At 70.0% G+C, this 16845-nt stretch carries 17 protein-coding genes and 1 tRNA gene; 6 read left to right on the forward strand and 12 right to left on the reverse strand.

The genetic code is table 11. The annotated features are described in order from the left end of the window. Positions 1 to 14 precede the first annotated feature (14 nt). The 4 genes from NP095_RS00725 to NP095_RS00740 form a co-directional block, all read right to left on the reverse strand. Positions 15 to 692 (reverse strand): DUF6629 family protein, encoded by a 678-nt coding sequence (locus NP095_RS00725; protein WP_232418147.1) that lies wholly within the window; start codon positions 690 to 692, stop codon positions 15 to 17. Between the two features lie 76 nt (positions 693 to 768). Further along, positions 769 to 1344, reverse strand: a complete 576-nt coding sequence (locus NP095_RS00730) for a hypothetical protein (protein WP_232418146.1) — start codon at positions 1342 to 1344, stop codon at positions 769 to 771. A gap of 22 nt (positions 1345 to 1366) precedes the next feature. After that, positions 1367 to 3961: a hypothetical protein gene (locus tag NP095_RS00735; RefSeq protein WP_232418145.1), complete on the reverse strand. Its 2595-nt coding sequence runs from the start codon at positions 3959 to 3961 to the stop codon at positions 1367 to 1369. Between the two features lie 189 nt (positions 3962 to 4150). Continuing rightward, a tRNA-Ser gene (locus tag NP095_RS00740) sits at positions 4151 to 4240 on the reverse strand. A gap of 76 nt (positions 4241 to 4316) precedes the next feature. Between NP095_RS00740 and NP095_RS00745 the strand changes: the two genes are divergently transcribed. Next, entirely contained in the window at positions 4317 to 5285 is a 969-nt protein-coding gene (locus NP095_RS00745) for a YdcF family protein (protein ID WP_232418144.1), read from the forward strand. A gap of 18 nt (positions 5286 to 5303) precedes the next feature. Here NP095_RS00745 and NP095_RS00750 read toward each other — a convergent pair whose 3' ends face one another. From NP095_RS00750 to NP095_RS00765, 4 genes are all read right to left on the reverse strand, one after another. Further along, the gene (locus NP095_RS00750; protein ID WP_232418143.1) at positions 5304 to 5903 is read right to left on the reverse strand and encodes a CE1759 family FMN reductase; all 600 of its coding nucleotides are present in this window, start codon (positions 5901 to 5903) and stop codon (positions 5304 to 5306) included. Next, positions 5900 to 6997 carry an LLM class flavin-dependent oxidoreductase gene (locus tag NP095_RS00755; protein WP_232418571.1) on the reverse strand — a complete coding sequence of 366 codons (1098 nt, stop codon included), beginning with the start codon at positions 6995 to 6997 and terminating at the stop codon, positions 5900 to 5902. The genes NP095_RS00750 and NP095_RS00755 overlap by 4 nt, the downstream gene beginning before the upstream one ends. Before the next feature lie 85 nt (positions 6998 to 7082). Further along, positions 7083 to 7505, reverse strand: a complete 423-nt coding sequence (gene tadA, locus NP095_RS00760) for a tRNA adenosine(34) deaminase TadA (RefSeq protein ID WP_232418570.1) — start codon at positions 7503 to 7505, stop codon at positions 7083 to 7085. A gap of 14 nt (positions 7506 to 7519) precedes the next feature. Beyond that, on the reverse strand, positions 7520 to 7981 hold the full coding sequence (locus tag NP095_RS00765) for a tRNA adenosine deaminase-associated protein (RefSeq protein WP_232418142.1): 462 nt from the start codon (positions 7979 to 7981) through the stop codon (positions 7520 to 7522). 46 nt (positions 7982 to 8027) lie between these two features. Here NP095_RS00765 and upp point away from each other — a divergent pair, with 46 nt between their 5' ends. Both upp and NP095_RS00775 read left to right on the forward strand, forming a co-directional pair. Next, on the forward strand, positions 8028 to 8669 hold the full coding sequence (gene upp / locus NP095_RS00770; protein ID WP_232418141.1) for a uracil phosphoribosyltransferase: 642 nt from the start codon (positions 8028 to 8030) through the stop codon (positions 8667 to 8669). Beyond that, positions 8669 to 9670, forward strand: a complete 1002-nt coding sequence (locus NP095_RS00775) for an adenosine deaminase (protein WP_232418140.1) — start codon at positions 8669 to 8671, stop codon at positions 9668 to 9670. The genes upp and NP095_RS00775 overlap by 1 nt, the downstream gene beginning before the upstream one ends. 78 nt (positions 9671 to 9748) lie before the next feature. Here NP095_RS00775 and pntB read toward each other — a convergent pair whose 3' ends face one another. After that, a complete protein-coding gene (gene pntB / locus NP095_RS00780) occupies positions 9749 to 11137 on the reverse strand; it encodes a Re/Si-specific NAD(P)(+) transhydrogenase subunit beta (RefSeq protein ID WP_232418139.1) in 1389 nt (462 codons plus the stop codon). Positions 11138 to 11148: 11 nt separating this feature from the next. Continuing rightward, complete coding sequence (locus NP095_RS00785; RefSeq protein WP_232418568.1) at positions 11149 to 12687, reverse strand: Re/Si-specific NAD(P)(+) transhydrogenase subunit alpha; 1539 nt, start codon at positions 12685 to 12687, stop codon at positions 11149 to 11151. A gap of 172 nt (positions 12688 to 12859) precedes the next feature. On the opposite strand from NP095_RS00785, the gene NP095_RS00790 reads away from it, so the two are divergent. Further along, the gene (locus NP095_RS00790) at positions 12860 to 13750 is read left to right on the forward strand and encodes an SDR family oxidoreductase (RefSeq protein WP_232418138.1); all 891 of its coding nucleotides are present in this window, start codon (positions 12860 to 12862) and stop codon (positions 13748 to 13750) included. A gap of 1 nt (position 13751) precedes the next feature. On the opposite strand, the gene NP095_RS00795 is transcribed toward NP095_RS00790, so the two are convergent. Beyond that, positions 13752 to 14393 carry an ACT domain-containing protein gene (locus NP095_RS00795; RefSeq protein WP_429726114.1) on the reverse strand — a complete coding sequence of 214 codons (642 nt, stop codon included), beginning with the start codon at positions 14391 to 14393 and terminating at the stop codon, positions 13752 to 13754. 97 nt (positions 14394 to 14490) lie between these two features. Between NP095_RS00795 and NP095_RS15230 the strand changes: the two genes are divergently transcribed. Both NP095_RS15230 and ku read left to right on the forward strand, forming a co-directional pair. Continuing rightward, positions 14491 to 15213 (forward strand): DapH/DapD/GlmU-related protein, encoded by a 723-nt coding sequence (locus tag NP095_RS15230; RefSeq protein WP_306173271.1) that lies wholly within the window; start codon positions 14491 to 14493, stop codon positions 15211 to 15213. 17 nt (positions 15214 to 15230) lie between these two features. Beyond that, complete coding sequence (ku, locus tag NP095_RS00805) at positions 15231 to 16058, forward strand: non-homologous end joining protein Ku (RefSeq protein WP_232418136.1); 828 nt, start codon at positions 15231 to 15233, stop codon at positions 16056 to 16058. A 1-nt stretch (position 16059) separates the two neighbouring features. On the opposite strand, the gene NP095_RS00810 is transcribed toward ku, so the two are convergent. Beyond that, a complete protein-coding gene (locus NP095_RS00810; RefSeq protein WP_232418135.1) occupies positions 16060 to 16797 on the reverse strand; it encodes a GAF and ANTAR domain-containing protein in 738 nt (245 codons plus the stop codon). Positions 16798 to 16845 lie beyond the last annotated feature (48 nt).

Below are 16845 nucleotides of genomic sequence, written 5' to 3' on the forward strand. Positions count from 1 at the left end.
GCTCACGCCGGGCTTCAGTGGACAGGCTCCAGCGGCTGTCCGTGGAGCCGGTGCTGGTCGGGCAGGCGCCGCCGGCGATACATGTGCAGCAGCACCATCACCGACAGGAGAGCCGCGAGGACGCACCAGAGCGAGGCGAAGGCCTCGCGGTAGATGAGGGCGACCAGTGACAGCCCCACCAGGTTGAGCGCACCGAAGGCCACGATGGACGGGTAGCCCGACAACAACGCCGGCCCGACCGTGGCAACGACGTAGAGCACGGCCCAGAACATGCCGTGCTGGAGATCGACCCCGTACAGCACGGCATGGGCACGCTCCGTGACGGTGAGCGGCCCGCTGAGCACGAAGTACATCAGCTGGGCAGAGACCACCAGACCGAGGGCGACGAACGGTGCCACCCGCAGGCGTGCACCCTTCGGCTCGAGGAGCAGTACGGCGGTCGGTACCAGGGTCGGCAGCACCGGGAAGGCGAAGAGCACGTAGACCAGTGCCGCTGCCTGCTCGACATTCGCCGAGACGTGACCGTCCAGCCCGGCCCAGACGAGCGCCTCGGTGAGCTGGTGGAGGGCGAACAGGAGCGGAAGCGCAGCGAACGGCACCTCCCGCACGTGCCGAACCTCGCGAAGAGACAGGGCTGCGACGGGGAGAAGGGCCACGCCCGCGACCACGTCGGCCTCGATCGAGAAGCACATGCGAGACCGCCTCTCCCGGTGGAATGCTCAGCCTACGACGTTCTGTCGGCCACAGCGGCGAGCGTTTGAACGGAGCTCACAGGAACGGGACGCGGGGCTCCTCGTACCGGTAGGCCCACGCGCTTCCCGTCCAGAGCTCCAGCTGGCCCGGCCGGTTCGGGGAGGGATAGCGCCCGGGCGGCAGCACTGATCGGTCGGGCTCGACGACGACGGAGCCGTCGTCGGCCAGGCGCCACAGCCCGCGAAGGTCCCACGGCGCACCCCGCATGCGGTTGGCCGGGAACCGGTACTCGGGGTCACGGCTGAACAGGGCGACCATGTAGTCGGTGCGGCAGTAGCCGGCCATGATCTCGTCCCACATGATCCGACGGAGCCGGACGAACATGGCGACGACGACCGCGAACACGACGGCCGAGACGACCCCCAGGAGCCACGGGGGCGCCTGCGTGCCGTTCGCGAGCAGGAGCACCACGAGGAGCAGGCCGAATGACGTGCCGGCGATGGCGAGCAGGAGGTGGCGCGAGTTCGACGTCACGGGCGTCGGGGGCTCGGCCGGGATCTGAGGAGTCAGCCCGAGCTCGACGGCGCGCGTGAAGCCGGGGACGGTGCGCGGGTCGCGCCTGACCGCCTCACGGAGATAGTCCTCGGCCACGCGCACCTCCTCCCCGCCGCGCTCAACCGCGCGGCGCGACCTCGAACGAGTAGGTCTGGCTCGAGCCGGCACCCGACTCGAACAGGACCCGCCGTCCCTTGACGTAGACCTCGAGCGACCACGTGCGCGATCCTGTGCCGCAGCCCGCGTACTCGTCGACACGCACATGGTAGGTGCCCGAGGGCGCTTCCCCGTCGTCCCAGTTGATGTTCTCGATGTAGCTGCCGTCTGCGGTCTCCTGCGAGCAGCCCGGGATGATGTCGTGGTCGAGCTCGCCGCCCGAGGCCGACGTCGGTGCCCGGTAGTAGACGGTCTCCCCGGCTGGATCGGTCACGTGCAGGTCGTAGTCCGTGCCGTTGCTCCACCGCAGCGTCGCACGTATGTCGCCGTCGCCGAGCTCGGAGTCCATGATGCAGCGCTCGGGCCACCGCAGCGGGTCGATGTAGTCCCACTCGCCACCCAGGACCTCCCATGAGGCGCTCGCCTCCAGCGGGCCGAGCCACGCCGAGGCGTCCAGGCTCACCGCGCCCTCGCCCCCGAGCGTGAACTCCAGGCAGCGCTCCTGGCCCCGCGCCGGATCGCCGAACTGCCCGGACACGGCACCCTTCAGGAGGGCGAGCCGACCGCCGGCCCCCGCGATGACGCCGGCATCGGCGGTTCCCGCAGCCGGGCCGAGGGTGAACTCACCGACGACCGCGACCTCGAGGCCGATCTCACCCGCGACGTCGGGCGCGTACATGTTTCCCTCGTGGATGGGCTCGGAGCCGAAGTCCGGCTCCGTGCCGATGCGGGCGTGAGCCTTGAAGCCTGCAGTCGCGTCGAAGCCCCAGTCGTGGAGCGAGAGCTTGCCCTGGGCCGAGATCTCGAGGCCGCCGGAGTACTTGATCCCCATCGGGACCGGGTAGGCGACGATCTGGCGGTAGAAGTCGTCCATGCCGAGCAGGCACGAGAGCTCCTTGGCCACGTCGACGTCCACCAGGCCGCCGACGGTGAGGGCTGAGGAGACGTCGATGGAGGCTGCGTGCGGGACGTCGACGGCCAGGTCCCACAGGCCGACGGTCTTGCTGTGCACGTCCACGTCGAAGTCGCCGGTGGCGTCGAAGGTCGGGGTGATGCCGACCTTGAGGTCCAAGGCGTTGTAGCTGATGCAGTCCTTCAGGTCGCTGCTCGGCATGGCTGCCGGGCGGACCGGGGACGTGCGCTTCACCGCTGCCGGAGGCTTGAGGTCGCGGTGCGACGGCCCGGGAGCCTTGCGAGCGGACGGGGCCCGCAGGGCGGCTGCCGGCCCCTCGCCGGGCGGCTCGGCCGGTGCCGGGGCGGGCTCCTCGCCGGGCTCGGGCGCCGGCGGCACGTAGTCGCCGTACGTGATCTCCTCCATGGACACCGGGTCGGATGCGTAGCTGCCCTCGGCGCTGTAGTGGCTGAACACGTCGGCGAGGCCTGCGGGAGCCAGGCGCACGGTGCGGCCGTCGGGATCGATCTCGGCGATCGTGCCGAGATAGCCGCCGGGGACGGCGGCGGAGGCGGGCAGACCCACACCGGCACCGAGGACGGGCGCGGGACGCGAGGCGGCGAACCGGACCCAGACCTGCCCGGAGCGCAGCGTGACCACGTCGCCGGCGTCACCGAGCACGGCGCGCGGCGCCAGTGCGAAGCCCGCGGCGGAGTCGGCGCCCGTACCCGCGCGGGTGGTGCCCGCCGTGACCGAGACCGGGCCCTGCCAGGCGCCGTCGACGAGGGTGAAGAGGCTGTAGCTGTAGTCGGTGCCCGATGCCAGGCCGCCATCGGTCACGGACCGATCGGTGCCGGAGTACACGGCCGTGCCGGCGTCGCGAGTGGCCGGGGCGCGGTCGCCGGCGCTGCGGCGGAGCACGTACTCGGTCTCGTCCTTCGAGGCCCAGGCCAGCGAGACCGAATCGGCCGTCGTGTCCGTGACCTCGAGGCCGGCGACCGGAGGGGCCACCTTCCAGGCGAACGCAGAGGCGGCGGTGGCGCCGCGCGGCACGGTGAGCTTGGTGGTGGTCCGGGTGGGGCGGTGGTCACGGCCCTCGCGGAGGGAGGACACCGCAGTGAGCGTGTAGGTGCCGGGCTTGACGTCGAGCGTGCGCGTGGTCGAGGTGCCGACGGCGGGCTTGACGGCCCGCGTCGTCGTCGGTCCCTTGACGAGCACCTGCGCGGGCAGGCCGTCGGGCGTCGTCAAGGTGATGCGCAGGCGCGTGGGCGGTCCGGTGCGCACGGTGAGCTTGACGGTGCGCGACTTCGCCGCCTTGAGGCGCTTCGACTTCTTCTTCAGCACACGGTAGCTGTGGGTGCCGGTGGCGGGTTTGAACTTCACTCGGTAGACGCCGCGGGCGTTCGTGCGCACCGACTTCACGGCGCGCCACTTCTTGCCGACCTTGCGCTGGACGTACACGCGCTCGCGCTTCTTCGCCTTCGCGACCTTGCCCGAGAGCGTGACCACAGCGCCGGGCGCCAGGGTGCGGGCGCTCGTCTTCACCGAGACCTTCGTCGAGACGGGCGCAGCGGACGCCGACGTCATGGCGAGCATCTGGGTGGGCAGGACGAACGCGACGACCAACGCCAGCAGGGTGGTGAGTCGGCGGGTGGGGCTGCGCATGAGAGCTCCGTCTCGAGAGGGCTTGAAGTTCGCGGAAGTCAAGCACGCCCCGTGTGGTCGCGGAGGCGTTTTTCCCAGAGCGGAGGTGCCCGTCCCACGGACGCTGTGACTGGTGGGACTCAGGCGACGCAGGAGTGAGAATGACAGAACCCCCGCCGGGCTCGCGCTCGACGGGGGCTCTGGTGCTGCTGGCGGTGGCGGTGGGATTTGAACCCACGGTGGGCGTGAACCCACACACGCTTTCGAGGCGTGCTCCTTAGGCCGCTCGGACACGCCACCGCCGAGGAGTTTACGGCAGTCACCCCGCTGCGACCCAATCGGGGCGGAACGGGCGACTCGGCCCTAGGGTCAGGGCGTGATCTGGACGCTCGTGGCGCTGCTCGTGGTGGCAACCGCGGTGGCGGCATGGCGTGAGCCGCGGAGCCTCTCGGTCGGCGTCCTCGCGCTGCTCGCCGGGGGCGTCGCGGTGGTGGCGCTCGCGGGTCTGGACGGCCTGATCGTGGTGCTCGTCCTCGCGCTCCTGGCCCTGGCGATGTTCGCGATCCTCGGCGGGTTGACGATGCGGCGCCAGCCGGGCCGTTCCCGCGTCGGAGGCGTCGCCGTCGCGCTCGGAGCCGTCGCGCTCGGCTACTGCGCGGCTCTCGAGTGGGTCCGGGCCGAACAGGCCGAGGACCTGGCCGGGTGGCTGCTCGTGCTGGGCACGCCGGCGTTCTACGTCGCCTCCCTGTTCGTGGCCTTCGTCGGCTACGGCGCCGTGTACGGCCGCGTCGTGCGCCGCTGGGTCCCGCCAGTCGACGTCGTCATCGTGTTGGGCGCAGGGCTGCACGGCGACCGGGTCAGCCAGGTGCTGGCGTCACGGCTCGATCGAGCGCTGGTCGCGCTGGGCCGCTCGCGGTCCCGAGGTCGCGACACCCACGTGATCTGCTCCGGGGGGCAGGGGCCGGACGAGACGGTGCCCGAGGCCGTGGCGATGGCTCGGTACCTGCTGGGTCGTGGTGTCGACGATTCGCTCGTCTGGCGCGAGGACCGGTCGACCTCGACGGACGAGAACCTGAGGTTCAGCGCCGAGATCGCCGCCGAGCACGGGATCGAGCACGGTCGGTTCGCCGTCGTGACGAACGACTTCCATGCCTTCCGGGCGGCCATGCTGATGCGCGACGTCGGGCTGGCCGGTTACGGCCTCGGCGCCTCGACCCGCCCGCGGCTGTGGGCGGCTGCGGTGCTGCGCGAGTTCACCGCCGTGCTCTGGGAGCAGCGGCTCCTCCACGCCCTCGTCGCCGTCGTGCTCACAGGTGCCGCGGTCGTGACGGCCGCGGCACCGTGAACAGACGGATCGAACCGGTCAGTCGGGCTGGCTGATCGAGAGCATCGTCTCGCTGAAGAGATCGATCCCGTCGTCCTTCGACCGACCCGATCCCTGACCGCCGAGCAGGCTCGCCATCTCGCCGGCGGCGCGCTCGATCCGGCTCTGCAGCGTGCCCTCGCCCGCGGAGCCCCAGTCGTGCGGGCTCGCGAACACCCCGGTCGGCACGACGACCGACTGCAAGTACGCGAACAGCGGACGCAGCGCGAAGTCGATCACCATCGAGTGACGCGCCGTGCCGCCCGTCGCCGCGAGCAGCACGACCTTGCCGATCAGCGCGTCGTTGTCGAGGGCGTCGACGAACGACTTGAACAGGCCGGGGTACGAGGCCTTGAACGTCGGGACGACGATGATCAACGCGTCGGCCTCGCCGACCTGGTCGTAGACGTGCTGCAGCCGAGGCGCGGCGAACCCGGTGAGGGCCGCGTCGGTGATCTCGTGCGCGAGCTCGCGCAGGTTGACGACCTCGATGCTCGCGCCACCGAGCGCGGTGCCGGCGGCCGCGGCGAGCCGGTCGGCCAACAGGCGCGTGGTCGACGGCTCGCCGACGCCCGCGGACAGGGCGACGATCCTGGTCATACCGAGACCTCCTCGGTCAGGGCGGCGTCGCGCGCGGCAACGCGCGCGGCGTGGGTGGGAGCGTCCGGCACGTTCGTCGGACGCCGCGCATCGAACTCGGCGCGCATGGTGGGCAGGATCTCGCCGAGCAGGTCGAGCTGCTCGAGGACCGTCTTGAGCGGCAGGCCCGCGTGATCGACGAGGAACAGCTGGCGCTGGTAGTCGCCGAAGTAGTCCGCGAACGCCAGCGTGCGCTCCAGGACCTGCTGCGGGCTGCCGACCGTGAGCGGCGTCTGCTCGGTGAAGTCCTCCATGCTCGGACCGTGGCCGTAGACCGGCGCGTTGTCGAAGTACGGCCGGAACTCGTTGACCGCGTCCTGGCTGTTCTTGCGCATGAAGAACTGGCCGCCGAGACCGACGATCGCCTGCTCCGCAGTGCCGTGCCCGTAGTGGGCGTAGCGCTGCCGGTAGAAGTTGATCAGCCGGATGTAGTGCTCCTTCGGCCAGAAGATGTTGTTGGCGAAGTAGCCGTCACCGTAGAACGCGGCCAGCTCGGCCACCTCGGGCGTGCGGATCGTGCCGTGCCACACGAACGGCGCGACGCCGTCGAGCGGCGCCGGCGTCGAGGTGTAGCCCTGCAGCGGCGTGCGGAACTTGCCCTCCCAGTTGACGACCGGCTCGGACCAGAGCTTGCGCAGCAGCTGGTAGTTCTCGATCGTCAGCTCGACGGCCTTGCTGATGTCCTTGCCGAACCACGGGTACACCGGAGCGGTGTTGCCGCGGCCGAGCATGAGGTCCATGCGGCCGTCGACGAGGTGCTGCAGCGCGGCGTAGTCCTCGGCGATCTTCACCGGGTCGTTCGTGGTGATGAGCGTGGTCGAGGTCGACAGGATGATGCGCTCGGTCTGCGCGCCGATGTACGCGAGCGTCGTGGTCGGGCTCGAGGGAACGAAGGGCGGGTTGTGGTGCTCGCCCGTGGCGAACACGTCCAGGCCCACCTCCTCGGCCTTCTTCGCGATCGCGACGGTGTTCTTGATGCGCTCGTGCTCGCTCGGCGTCGTGCCGTTGGTGGGGTCGGTCGTGACGTCGCCGACGGTGAAGATGCCGATCTGCATGCTGCTCATGGGTCCAGTCTCCCAGCATATAGTTAAAGATTCAACTAATGAACGCACGGCGGCGCTGGATATTCCGACCGGTCCGTCAGCGGCCGAAGAACGAACGGAGCAGCACGGAGGACTCGGGGGCGAGCACCTCGGGCAGGACCTCGGGGCGGTGGTTGAGGCGCCGGTCGCGCACGACGTCCCAGAGGGACCCGACGGCCCCGGCCTTGTCGTCCCAGGCGCCGAACACGAGGCGGTCGACCCGGGCGGCCACGAGCGCGCCGGCGCACATCGTGCACGGCTCGAGCGATACGACGAGCGTGCAGCCGTCGAGCCGCCAGCGGCCCAGGTGGCGGGCGGCCTCGCGCAGCGCCACGACCTCGGCGTGACCGGTGGGGTCGGCGTCGCGCTCGCGCACGTTGCGGCCCTCGCCGATGATCGTGCCGTCGTGCACCACGACCGCACCCACGGGGACGTCGCCGCCGGCCGCGGCTTCGCGGGCCAGCTCGAGCGCCCGCTGCATGAACGGGACCCAGGTCACCCGACGATCGCCTCGAACTGGTCGCCGAAGCCGAGCTTGTCGGCCAGGTAGGCGAGCGCCTCGTCGGGGAACAGGTCGTCGTCGTCGCACAGCAGCCCCAGCTCGACCGACGCCAGGCCCAGGTCGCTGACGATCTCGAGATCGCCGACGGGCACGGGCTCCTCGTCACCGTCGGGCGCGTCGACCAGCTCGGCCAGGTCCACGGCGATCGACCAGTCCCACGCCGCGGTGGCGTCCGAGAGCAGGGCGCGCACGTGGTCGCCGCTGCGGCGCACGATCACGAAGAAGTCGTCGTTGACCGACGCCATGCCGAGTACGCCGACGTCGGAGGGGAACCGGTTGAGGGCGTCGGAGAAGGCCTCGAAGTCCTCGCCCAGTCGGGCCGGGAGTTCGACCACGGTCCACGCCCCGTCGTCGCGGTACGCGGCGATCACGAAGTCCACATCGTCCTCGGCCACCCTGCGATGGTGACAGACGTCCGCACGCGGCCGCTACCCTCGACCCATGCGTGTCCATGTCGCCGACCACCCCCTCATCTCCCACAAGCTCTCGGTCCTGCGCGATGCGCGAACCGACTCCCCGACCTTCCGTCGCCTCACCGAGGAGCTCGTCACGCTGCTGGCGTACGAGGCCACGCGCGAGGTCAGCGTCGAGCCGATCGAGGTCACCACGCCGCTCGTCACGACCGAGGGTGTGCGCCTCACCAGCCCCGGTCCGCTGGTCGTGCCGATCCTGCGCGCCGGGCTGGGCATGCTCGAGGGCATGCAGCGGCTGCTGCCCACCGCCGAGGTCGGCTTCCTGGGCATGATCCGCAACGAGGAGACGCTGCAGGCCGAGACCTACACCGAGCGTCTGCCCGATCGCCTCGACGGCCGCCAGTGCTACGTCCTGGATCCCATGCTGGCCACCGGCGGCACCCTGGCGATGGCGTTCGACTTCCTCGTGCAGCGCGGCGCCAAGGAGATCATCGCGATCACCCTGCTGTCCGCTCCCGAGGGCATCGAGCGGCTCGAGCGGGATACGGCGCACATCGACGTGCCGATCCAGCTCTTCAGCGCCGGCCTGGACGAGCGCCTCGACGAGAACGGCTACATCGTGCCGGGGCTGGGCGACGCCGGGGATCGGCTGTACGGCATCGTCGACTGATGCAGGACTTCGTCGCGTCGCTGCCCAAGGCCGAGCTGCACGTCCACCACGTGGGCTCAGCCGCACCGGACACCGTGGCGCGGCTGGCGGCGCGGCACCCGGACTCGCCCGTGCCGGCCGATCCCGAGGCGCTGGCCGAGTACTTCACGTTCACGGACTTCGCGCACTTCATCGAGGTCTACCTCTCGGTCGTCGACCTGCTGCGCACGCCCGAGGACATCTGGATCCTCACCCACGAGGTCGGTCGTGACCTCGCGGCCCAGAACGTGCGGTACGCCGAGCTGACGATGACGCCGTACACGTCGATCGCGCGGGGGATCGCCGCCGAGGCCTACGTCGAGGCCATCGAGGACGCCCGGCGCGCCGTCGAGCGTGACTTCGGCACCGCCCTGCAGTGGATCTTCGACATCCCCGGCGAGTCCGGGCTGCCGGCGGCCGACGTCACCCTCGACACGGCGCTGCGCCTGCAGCCCGACGCCCTGGTGGGCTTCGGGCTGGGCGGACCCGAGATCGGCGTGCCCCGGCCGCAGTTCGCGCCGCACTTCGCGGCCGCCCGCGCTGCCGGGCTGCACAGCGTGCCGCACGCCGGCGAGTCGACCGGCCCGCAGTCGATCTGGGACAGCATCGACGGCCTCGGCGCCGAGCGCATCGGTCACGGCATCGCGGCCGCGCAGGACCCCGCGTTGATGAAGCGCCTCGTCGCCGACGGGATCGTGCTGGAGGTGTGCCCCACGTCGAACGTGCGCACGCGCTCGGTGGCCTCGCTGGAGGAGCACCCGCTGCCGACGCTCGTCGAGGCCGGGGTGACCGTCACGATCAACTCCGACGACCCGCCGATGTTCGGCACCACGCTCAACGCCGAGTACGAGATCGCCGCCGAGCTGCTCGGGCTCGATGAGGCAGGACTCCGGGCGCTGGCGACGGCCGCGGTCGACGCCAGCTTCGCTCCCGACGACCTGAAGTCCTGGCTGCGCGCCGAGATCGAGTCCGTCAGCAGCTGAAATGCAGCGATGCGCACCTTTTCCGCTCGGAAAGGGTGCGCATCGCTACACATCTCGCCCGCCGGGGGCGGGCCGTTCTCAGAGGGCCTTGATGATGTCCTCGACCCGGTCCTTCGCGTCGCCGAACAGCATCTGGCTGTTCTCGCGGAAGAACAGCGGGTTCTGGACGCCCGCGTAGCCGGCGGCCATCGAGCGCTTGAACACGATGACGTTCTTGGCCTCCCAGACGTGCAGGACCGGCATGCCCGCGATGGGCGAGGTCGGGTCCTCCGAGGCGGCCGGGTTGACCGTGTCGTTCGCGCCGATGACCAGCACGACGTCGGTGTCGGCGAGGTCGTCGTTGATCTCGTCCATCTCCAGGACGATGTCGTACGGGACCTTGGCCTCGGCCAGCAGCACGTTCATGTGCCCGGGCAGGCGACCGGCGACGGGGTGGATGCCGAAGCGGACGTCGACGCCCTTCTCGCGCAGGCGGCTCGTCAGGTCCGCGACCGGGTACTGCGCCTGGGCGACGGCCATGCCGTAGCCGGGCGTGATGACGACGGACTTGGCGTCCGACAGCATCTCGGCGACGGCCTCGGCGGTGGTCTCGCGGTGCTCGCCGTAGTCGGTGTCGTCCGACGGTCCGGCCTCGATGCCGAAGCCGCCCGCGATCACGGAGATGAACGAGCGGTTCATCGCCTTGCACATGATGTACGACAGGTAGGCGCCCGAGGAGCCCACGAGGGCGCCGGTGATGATCAGCAGGTCGTTGCCGAGCAGGAAGCCCGACGCGGCCGCGGCCCAACCGGAGTAGCTGTTCAGCATCGACACGACGACCGGCATGTCGCCGCCGCCGATCGAGGCCACGAGGTGCCAGCCCAGGGCGAGCGCGACGATCGTGACGGCGATCAGCAGCCACAGGGACGGGTTGATGACGAACGCGATCGTCAGGATGACGAACAGCACCAGCGCGCCGAGGTTGATCCAGTTCTTGCCCGGCAGCACCAGCGGGGCGCTCTTCATGCGGGCGCTCAGCTTGAGGAAGGCCACGATCGATCCGGTGAGCGTCACCGCGCCGATGAACACGCCGATGAAGATCTCGGCGTTGTGGATGTCCTCGAGGGACTGGGTCGCGAAGTCGCCGTGCGCGAGGTAGCCGTTCCAGCCCACCAGCACGGCGGCCAGGCCGACGAACGAGTGCAGCAGGGCGATCAGCTCGGGCATGCCGGTCATCTCGACGAGCCGGGCGCGCCACAGGCCGATCGCGGCGCCGATGACCATGGCGACGATCAGCAGCACGAGGCCGATGCCGGGCTCACCGTCGACGACCAGGATGAACGTCGCGATGAGCGCGATCGCCATGCCCGAGATGCCGAACGCGACACCGCGGCGGGCCGTCTCGTGCTTGCTCAGGCCGGCGAGGCTGAGGATGAACAGCAGCGCCGCGACGAGGTACGCGGCATTGGCCAGGGAGGAGGCAGTCACGGATCAGCCCTTCACTTCGAGAACATGCTGAGCATGCGTCGGGTCACGGCGAAACCGCCGAAGACGTTGATGCTGGCGACGAGCACGGCGACGAAGGCCAGGGCGCGGATCACCGCGTCGGAATCGCCGATCTGGAGCATGGCCCCGACCACGATGATGCCGCTGATCGCGTTGGTGACGCTCATCAACGGCGTGTGCAGCGCGTGGTGGACGTTGCCGATCACGTAATAGCCGATCACGATCGACAGCGCGAGCACGGTGAAGTGCTGCGGCAGCTGCCCGGGCGCGTTGGCCAGGATCCACAGGAACGCGAGCACGCCGACGGCGATCGCGCCGACCTTGACCGCCGGGTTGACGGGCTTCTTGGGCTCGGGAGCCGGAGCCGGCTCGGCGGCGGCCACGGGGGCCGGCGCGGCCGACACCTGGACCGGCGGCGGGGGCCACGTCTTCTCGCCGTCGCGCACGACGGTGACGCCGCGCTGGACGACGTCGTCGAAGTCCAGGACGATCTGGCCGTCCTTACCCGGGGTCAGCAGCTTCATCAGGTTCACCAGGTTGGTGCCGTAGAGCTGCGAGGCCTGGGTGGGCAGGCGCCCGGCCAGGTCGGTGTAGCCCAGGATCGTGACGCCGTTGTCGGTGACGACCTTCTGGCCGGCGACCGAGCCCTCGACGTTGCCACCCTGTGCGGCCGCCATGTCGACGATGACGCTGCCGGCCTTCATGGTGGCCACGTCTGCGGCGGTGATCAGGCGGGGCGCGGGGCGGCCCGGGATCAGCGCGGTCGTGACGATGATGTCGACGTCGGCGGCCTGCTCGGAGTAGATCTCGGCGGCGCGCTTGTCGTAGGCCTCGCTGGTGGCCTTGGCATAGCCGTCGGAGGAGACCTCCTTGTCCTCGTCGGGCACGACGACCTCGAGGTACTCGCCACCGATCGACTTGACCTGGTCGGCGACCTCGGGACGCGGGTCCGTGGCGCGCACGATGGCGCCGAGGCTGGAGGCGGCGCCGATCGCGGCGAGGCCGGCGACGCCGGCGCCCGCGACCAGGACCTTGGCCGGCGGGACCTTGCCCGCGGCGGTGACCTGGCCGGTGAAGAAGCGGCCGAACTCGTGCGCAGCCTCGATGACGGCGCGGTAGCCGGCGATGTTGGCCATCGAGGACAGGACGTCCATCGACTGGGCACGGGAGATGCGCGGGACCGCGTCCATCGCCATGACCGTGATGGGTCGCGAGGCCAGCGTGTCGACCAGCTTCGGGTTCAGGCCCGGGCTGATCATGCTGATGAGCGTCGCGCCGTCGAGCATGAGGGCGATCTCGATCTCGGTGGGGGCGTTGACCTTGAAGATCACGTCGCTGGCCCACGTGTCGGGCTTGTCGCTGATCGTCGCGCCGGCGGCCTCGTAGGCGGCGTCGGTGAAGCTCGATGCCTCGCCGGCGCCGTGCTCGACGGTGACGAGATAACCGAGGTCGATCAGCTGCTTCACGGTCGCCGGCGTCGCGGCGACACGAGTCTCACCGGGGGCGGATTCCTTGACGACGCCGATCCGCATCGAGCCGAGCTCGGGTGGAGGGGTGCTCATCTCGCAGAGGATAGCCCGCCCGGATTCCCCCTTGACCATGAGGTACGTCACGTGAGCACCGGGCTCCGTGATCCGCGTGGGAACGGCACCGAATGTGACATCGCGGGTGACACATTCCACATACCGGCGGTATCTTGACGCCATGTCCTCTCTGAAGCCCCAGCACTTCGCCGGCAAGGTCGCCCTCATCACCGGGGCGGCTCGCGGCATCGGTGCAGCCGTCGCCCGCGCCTACGTGTCCCATGGCGGGCGCGTCGCGCTCGTCGGCCTCGAGCCCGATCTGCTGGCCTCGCTCAGCGACGAGCTGGGCGAGTCGGCCGCCTGGTGGGAGGCCGACGTCCGCAGCAGCGAGGAGGTCAAGGCCGCGATCGACGCCGCGGCCACGTACTTCGGCCGCCTCGACCACGTCGTCGCGAACGCCGGCATCGCGTCGTACGGCACGGTGCGTCAGATCGAGGACGCCGCCTTCGAGCGCGTCATCGACGTCAACCTCAACGGGGTCTTCCGCACGGCCAAGTACGCCATCCCGCACCTGGAGCGCACGAAGGGCTACCTCCTGGTGGTCTCGTCGCTGGCGGCGTTCTCCAACATCGCCGGCCTGAGCGCCTACGCGGCCAGCAAGGCCGGCAACGAGGCGCTGGGCATCGCCATGCGGCAGGAGGTCGCGCACCTGGGCATCAAGGTCGGCCTGTGCCATCCCTCGTGGATCGACACCGACATCGTTCGCAACGCCGAGGCCGACCTGCCGTCCTTCAAGGCGATCCGGACCAAGCTGCCCTACCCGGCCAACACGACTACCGACGTTGAGACCTGTGCGGAGAAGATCCTCATCGGCCTGGCGAAGCGCAAGAGCCGGGTCTACGTGCCGAAGGCCGTGCTGCTGGCGAACTGGACCAAGGCGTTCGTGAACTCGCCGGCCACCACGCCCTACGTGCGGCTGCTGACCCGCAAGACGGTGCCGGCCATGGAGGCCGAGGTGGACGCGCTGGGCCGTTTCCACCACGCCCACACGCCGGTCACCGACCAGAAATAGGTCAGTCGCCGTCGGTCTGGACCGACGCGGCCAGCGACACCATGTGGCCGATCCGGGCGATCTCCGAGGGGAGGAACTCGGGTCCGCCGTGGCGACCCACGGCCACGAAGAACCGGGCGCCCGAGCGCGTCACGGCCGGCGACCCCGCCAGGACCGTGGAGTCCCAGGCGGCTACGTCCGGCAGCGGGCTCGCGTGCTCGACGGACAGCCACGCGTCGCAGTCGGGAAGGATCATCGGGGCGGCGGACGAACCGTGCAGCAGCTGCGCGCCGTCCTCTCCAGGAGTGATCGCGAGCGCCCAGTCGGTGCGGAACGTCGACGGGATGACCTCGATCAGGCGGGCGATGGCCTGATCGGGCTCGTTCGTGAACGCCTCGACGGCCTCGAGGTCCATGCTGAGGTTGGCCCCCGCGTTGTACCGGCTGATCCAGTGGACGTGGACCCCCTCGAGGCCCTGACACGCCGTGATGAGCGCATCCGGCATGACCGTGTGGGGCAGTTCGAGGAGCACGTCATCGACCGCGACGCCGTCGGGTCGGTGCTCGACGATCTCGATCGCCTCGATGTCGGCTCCGGCGCCACCGAGAGCCGTCGCGAGTGCGCCGAGGGAGCCCGGGACGTCAGGAAGCTCGACGCGCAGCAGAAACGCCATGGCCGTCATTGTTCCGTGTCCGGATTGCGAGGAGGTAACGCGGTCCACCGACGCGTCGCCGGCCCACCGACGCCCTAGGCTGGCGCACGTGGTCGAGCACGCGCGCGGAACCGAGGGATTGCGAGTCGTCGGGTCGTCCCAGCTGCTGGCTGAGCCGCCCATCCGGATGCTGGGCGATCTGCTGGTCCGCGGTGGCGTCACCCGGGTCGGCGCGTTCACGAGCCTGGCCCACGGCATCGAGTCACAGTCGGCCACGATCGGTCGCTACTGCGAGTTCGCGCCCGACGTCCTGATCGGGGCGACCGGACATCCGCTGACCTGGCTGGGGGTGAACTCCTTCCAGTACAAGGCGGCGACCTGGGGGTGGCACCCGTCGGCCGACCGCTCCGAGGTGATCGACCCCGAGGCCGGCGGCCGGCCGTCGTTCCGCGGCGAGCCGTCCGTCGTCGGCAACGACGTGTGGATCGGTGCCAAGGTCGTGATCCTGCGCGGTGTCACGATCGGCGACGGTGCCGTCGTGGCGGCCGGAGCGGTGGTGGCCGACGACGTCGCCCCGTACTCGATCGTGGGTGGAGTGCCCGCCCGCCCGATCCGCGACCGGGTCGATCCGCAGACCCGCGAGCGGCTGCAGGAGCTGGCCTGGTGGCGGTTCTCACCGAACCAGCTGGCCGGGGTGGCGTTCGACGACCTGCCCCGCGCGCTGGACCAGTTGGACGAGCGCGTTCCGGACCTGGAGCCCTACGCGCCGGGCTACGTCCCCATCGAACGACCGGTGGCCGACGGGTCCAAGCGCTCGCGCTGGCGCCGCTGAGGACCGATACTGGCCAGATGCGAGCCATCTGGAAGGGCGCGATCAGTTTCGGGCTGGTCCACGTGCCGGTGAAGGTCTACTCCGCCACCGAGAGCCACGACGTGTCGCTGCATCAGGTCCACGACGAGGACGGCGGACGCATCCGCTACGAGCGCCGGTGCGAGATCTGCAAGGAGATCGTGCCCTACAAGCACATCGACAAGGCCTTCGACGACGGTGAGAAGACGATCGTCCTGACCGACGAGGACCTCAAGTCGCTGCCGGCCGAGCGCAGCCACGAGATCGACGTCGTCGAGTTCGTGCCCGACGACCAGATCGACGTCCTGCGGCTGGGCAACCCGTACTTCCTCGAGCCGGAGGAGAAGGCGCTCAAGCCGTACTCGCTGCTGCGGCAGGCGCTCGAGGAGACCGAGCGCACGGCCGTCGTCACCTTCGCCCTGCGCCAGCGCACCCGGCTCGGGGCCCTGCGGGTGCGCGACAACGTGCTCGTCCTGCAGACGCTGCTGTGGGACGACGAGGTCCGCACCGCCGACTTCCCGGTCCTGGAGAACACCGCGAAGGTGACGCAGAAGGAGCTCGCGATGGCCGGCCAGCTGATCGAGTCGCTCGCCGGCGACTTCGACGCGAGCCAGTTCACCGACGACTACCAGGAGCAGCTGAAGACGTTGATCGAGGCCAAGCAGAAGGCCGGCGAGGGCATCGACAGCGAGGCCACCTTCGGCGAGCAGGAGGACGAGGGCGGCGAGGTCGTCGACCTCATGGAGGCCCTCCGGCGCAGCGTCGAGGCCCGCAAGGGCGACGAGAAGCCGAAGAAGAAGGCGGCGAAGAAGAAGTCCTCGGCCTGACTCAGATCGTCTGGATGTCGCCGTTGGGCATGGCCGGCAGCTCGACCTTGACGGTGTGCGGGAAGTCGGTCACCGGCAGCTTGCGGTTCTCGACGACCCAGTTCGCGACGGAGTGCAGCTTCTGGTTGTGGTTCTGCGAGTAGCGGCGCAGCACGTCGAACGCCCGGTCCGCCTCGATGTCGAATCGCTCCATCAAGATGCCCTGCGCCTGGCCGATCACCTTGCGGGCGTCGATGGCGGTGAGCAGTCCTGCCTCCTGGTGGGCGTTCGCCAGCGCGACCGACGCATGGCGCGCGAAGATCATCGCGGTGGCGAGGTCGTTGCCATCGAAGGCGTTCCGTCGATTCGCGTACAGGTTCAACGATCCGTAGCGGCGCTCCCGGGTCTCCAGCAGGACGCTCATCGCGCTGTGGATGCCGAGCTCGGCCACGGAGGGACCCCACTGGGGCCACCGGTCGTCGTTCTCGACGTCGGACGAGAGGAAGCTGCCACCGGACTCGATGGCGTCGAGGCACGGACCCTCGTCGAGCTCGAACTGCAGCTCGTGGGAGCGCGCGACCCGCGATGAGGTCGACGCCGCGGTCTCGATGCGAGCGCGGCTGTGGACGAGCATGATTCCCGCGTCATTGCAGTCCGCAGCGGTCTTCGCGTACTCGGTGATGAGATCGACGGTCTTCTCCGTCGTCGGCTGCTGGTGCAGATCGAGAGCGACCTCGGAGAAGAAATCGGGCACGTTCATGCTCGCTCCTTCAGAATGTGGAAAGTCAAGCGTACGACGCAGGGGGTG

Source organism: Aeromicrobium duanguangcaii (assembly GCF_024508295.1).
GTDB classification, from domain to species: domain Bacteria; phylum Actinomycetota; class Actinomycetes; order Propionibacteriales; family Nocardioidaceae; genus Aeromicrobium; species Aeromicrobium duanguangcaii.

Coding starts and splice junctions, on each gene's coding strand:
- NP095_RS00735 (WP_232418145.1), bottom strand. CDS start 3,961: ATGCGCAGCCCCACCCGCCGACTCACCACCCTGCTGGCGTTGGTCGTC.
- tadA (WP_232418570.1), bottom strand. CDS start 7,505: ATGCAGCGGGCGCTCGAGCTGGCCCGCGAAGCCGCGGCCGGCGGCGAC.
- NP095_RS00810 (WP_232418135.1), bottom strand. CDS start 16,797: ATGAACGTGCCCGATTTCTTCTCCGAGGTCGCTCTCGATCTGCACCAG.
- upp (WP_232418141.1), top strand. CDS start 8,028: ATGCGTGTCCATGTCGCCGACCACCCCCTCATCTCCCACAAGCTCTCG.
- NP095_RS00750 (WP_232418143.1), bottom strand. CDS start 5,903: ATGACCAGGATCGTCGCCCTGTCCGCGGGCGTCGGCGAGCCGTCGACC.
- NP095_RS00790 (WP_232418138.1), top strand. CDS start 12,860: ATGTCCTCTCTGAAGCCCCAGCACTTCGCCGGCAAGGTCGCCCTCATC.
- NP095_RS00755 (WP_232418571.1), bottom strand. CDS start 6,997: ATGCAGATCGGCATCTTCACCGTCGGCGACGTCACGACCGACCCCACC.
- NP095_RS00725 (WP_232418147.1), bottom strand. CDS start 692: ATGTGCTTCTCGATCGAGGCCGACGTGGTCGCGGGCGTGGCCCTTCTC.
- NP095_RS00775 (WP_232418140.1), top strand. CDS start 8,669: ATGCAGGACTTCGTCGCGTCGCTGCCCAAGGCCGAGCTGCACGTCCAC.
- NP095_RS00785 (WP_232418568.1), bottom strand. CDS start 12,687: ATGCGGATCGGCGTCGTCAAGGAATCCGCCCCCGGTGAGACTCGTGTC.
- ku (WP_232418136.1), top strand. CDS start 15,231: ATGCGAGCCATCTGGAAGGGCGCGATCAGTTTCGGGCTGGTCCACGTG.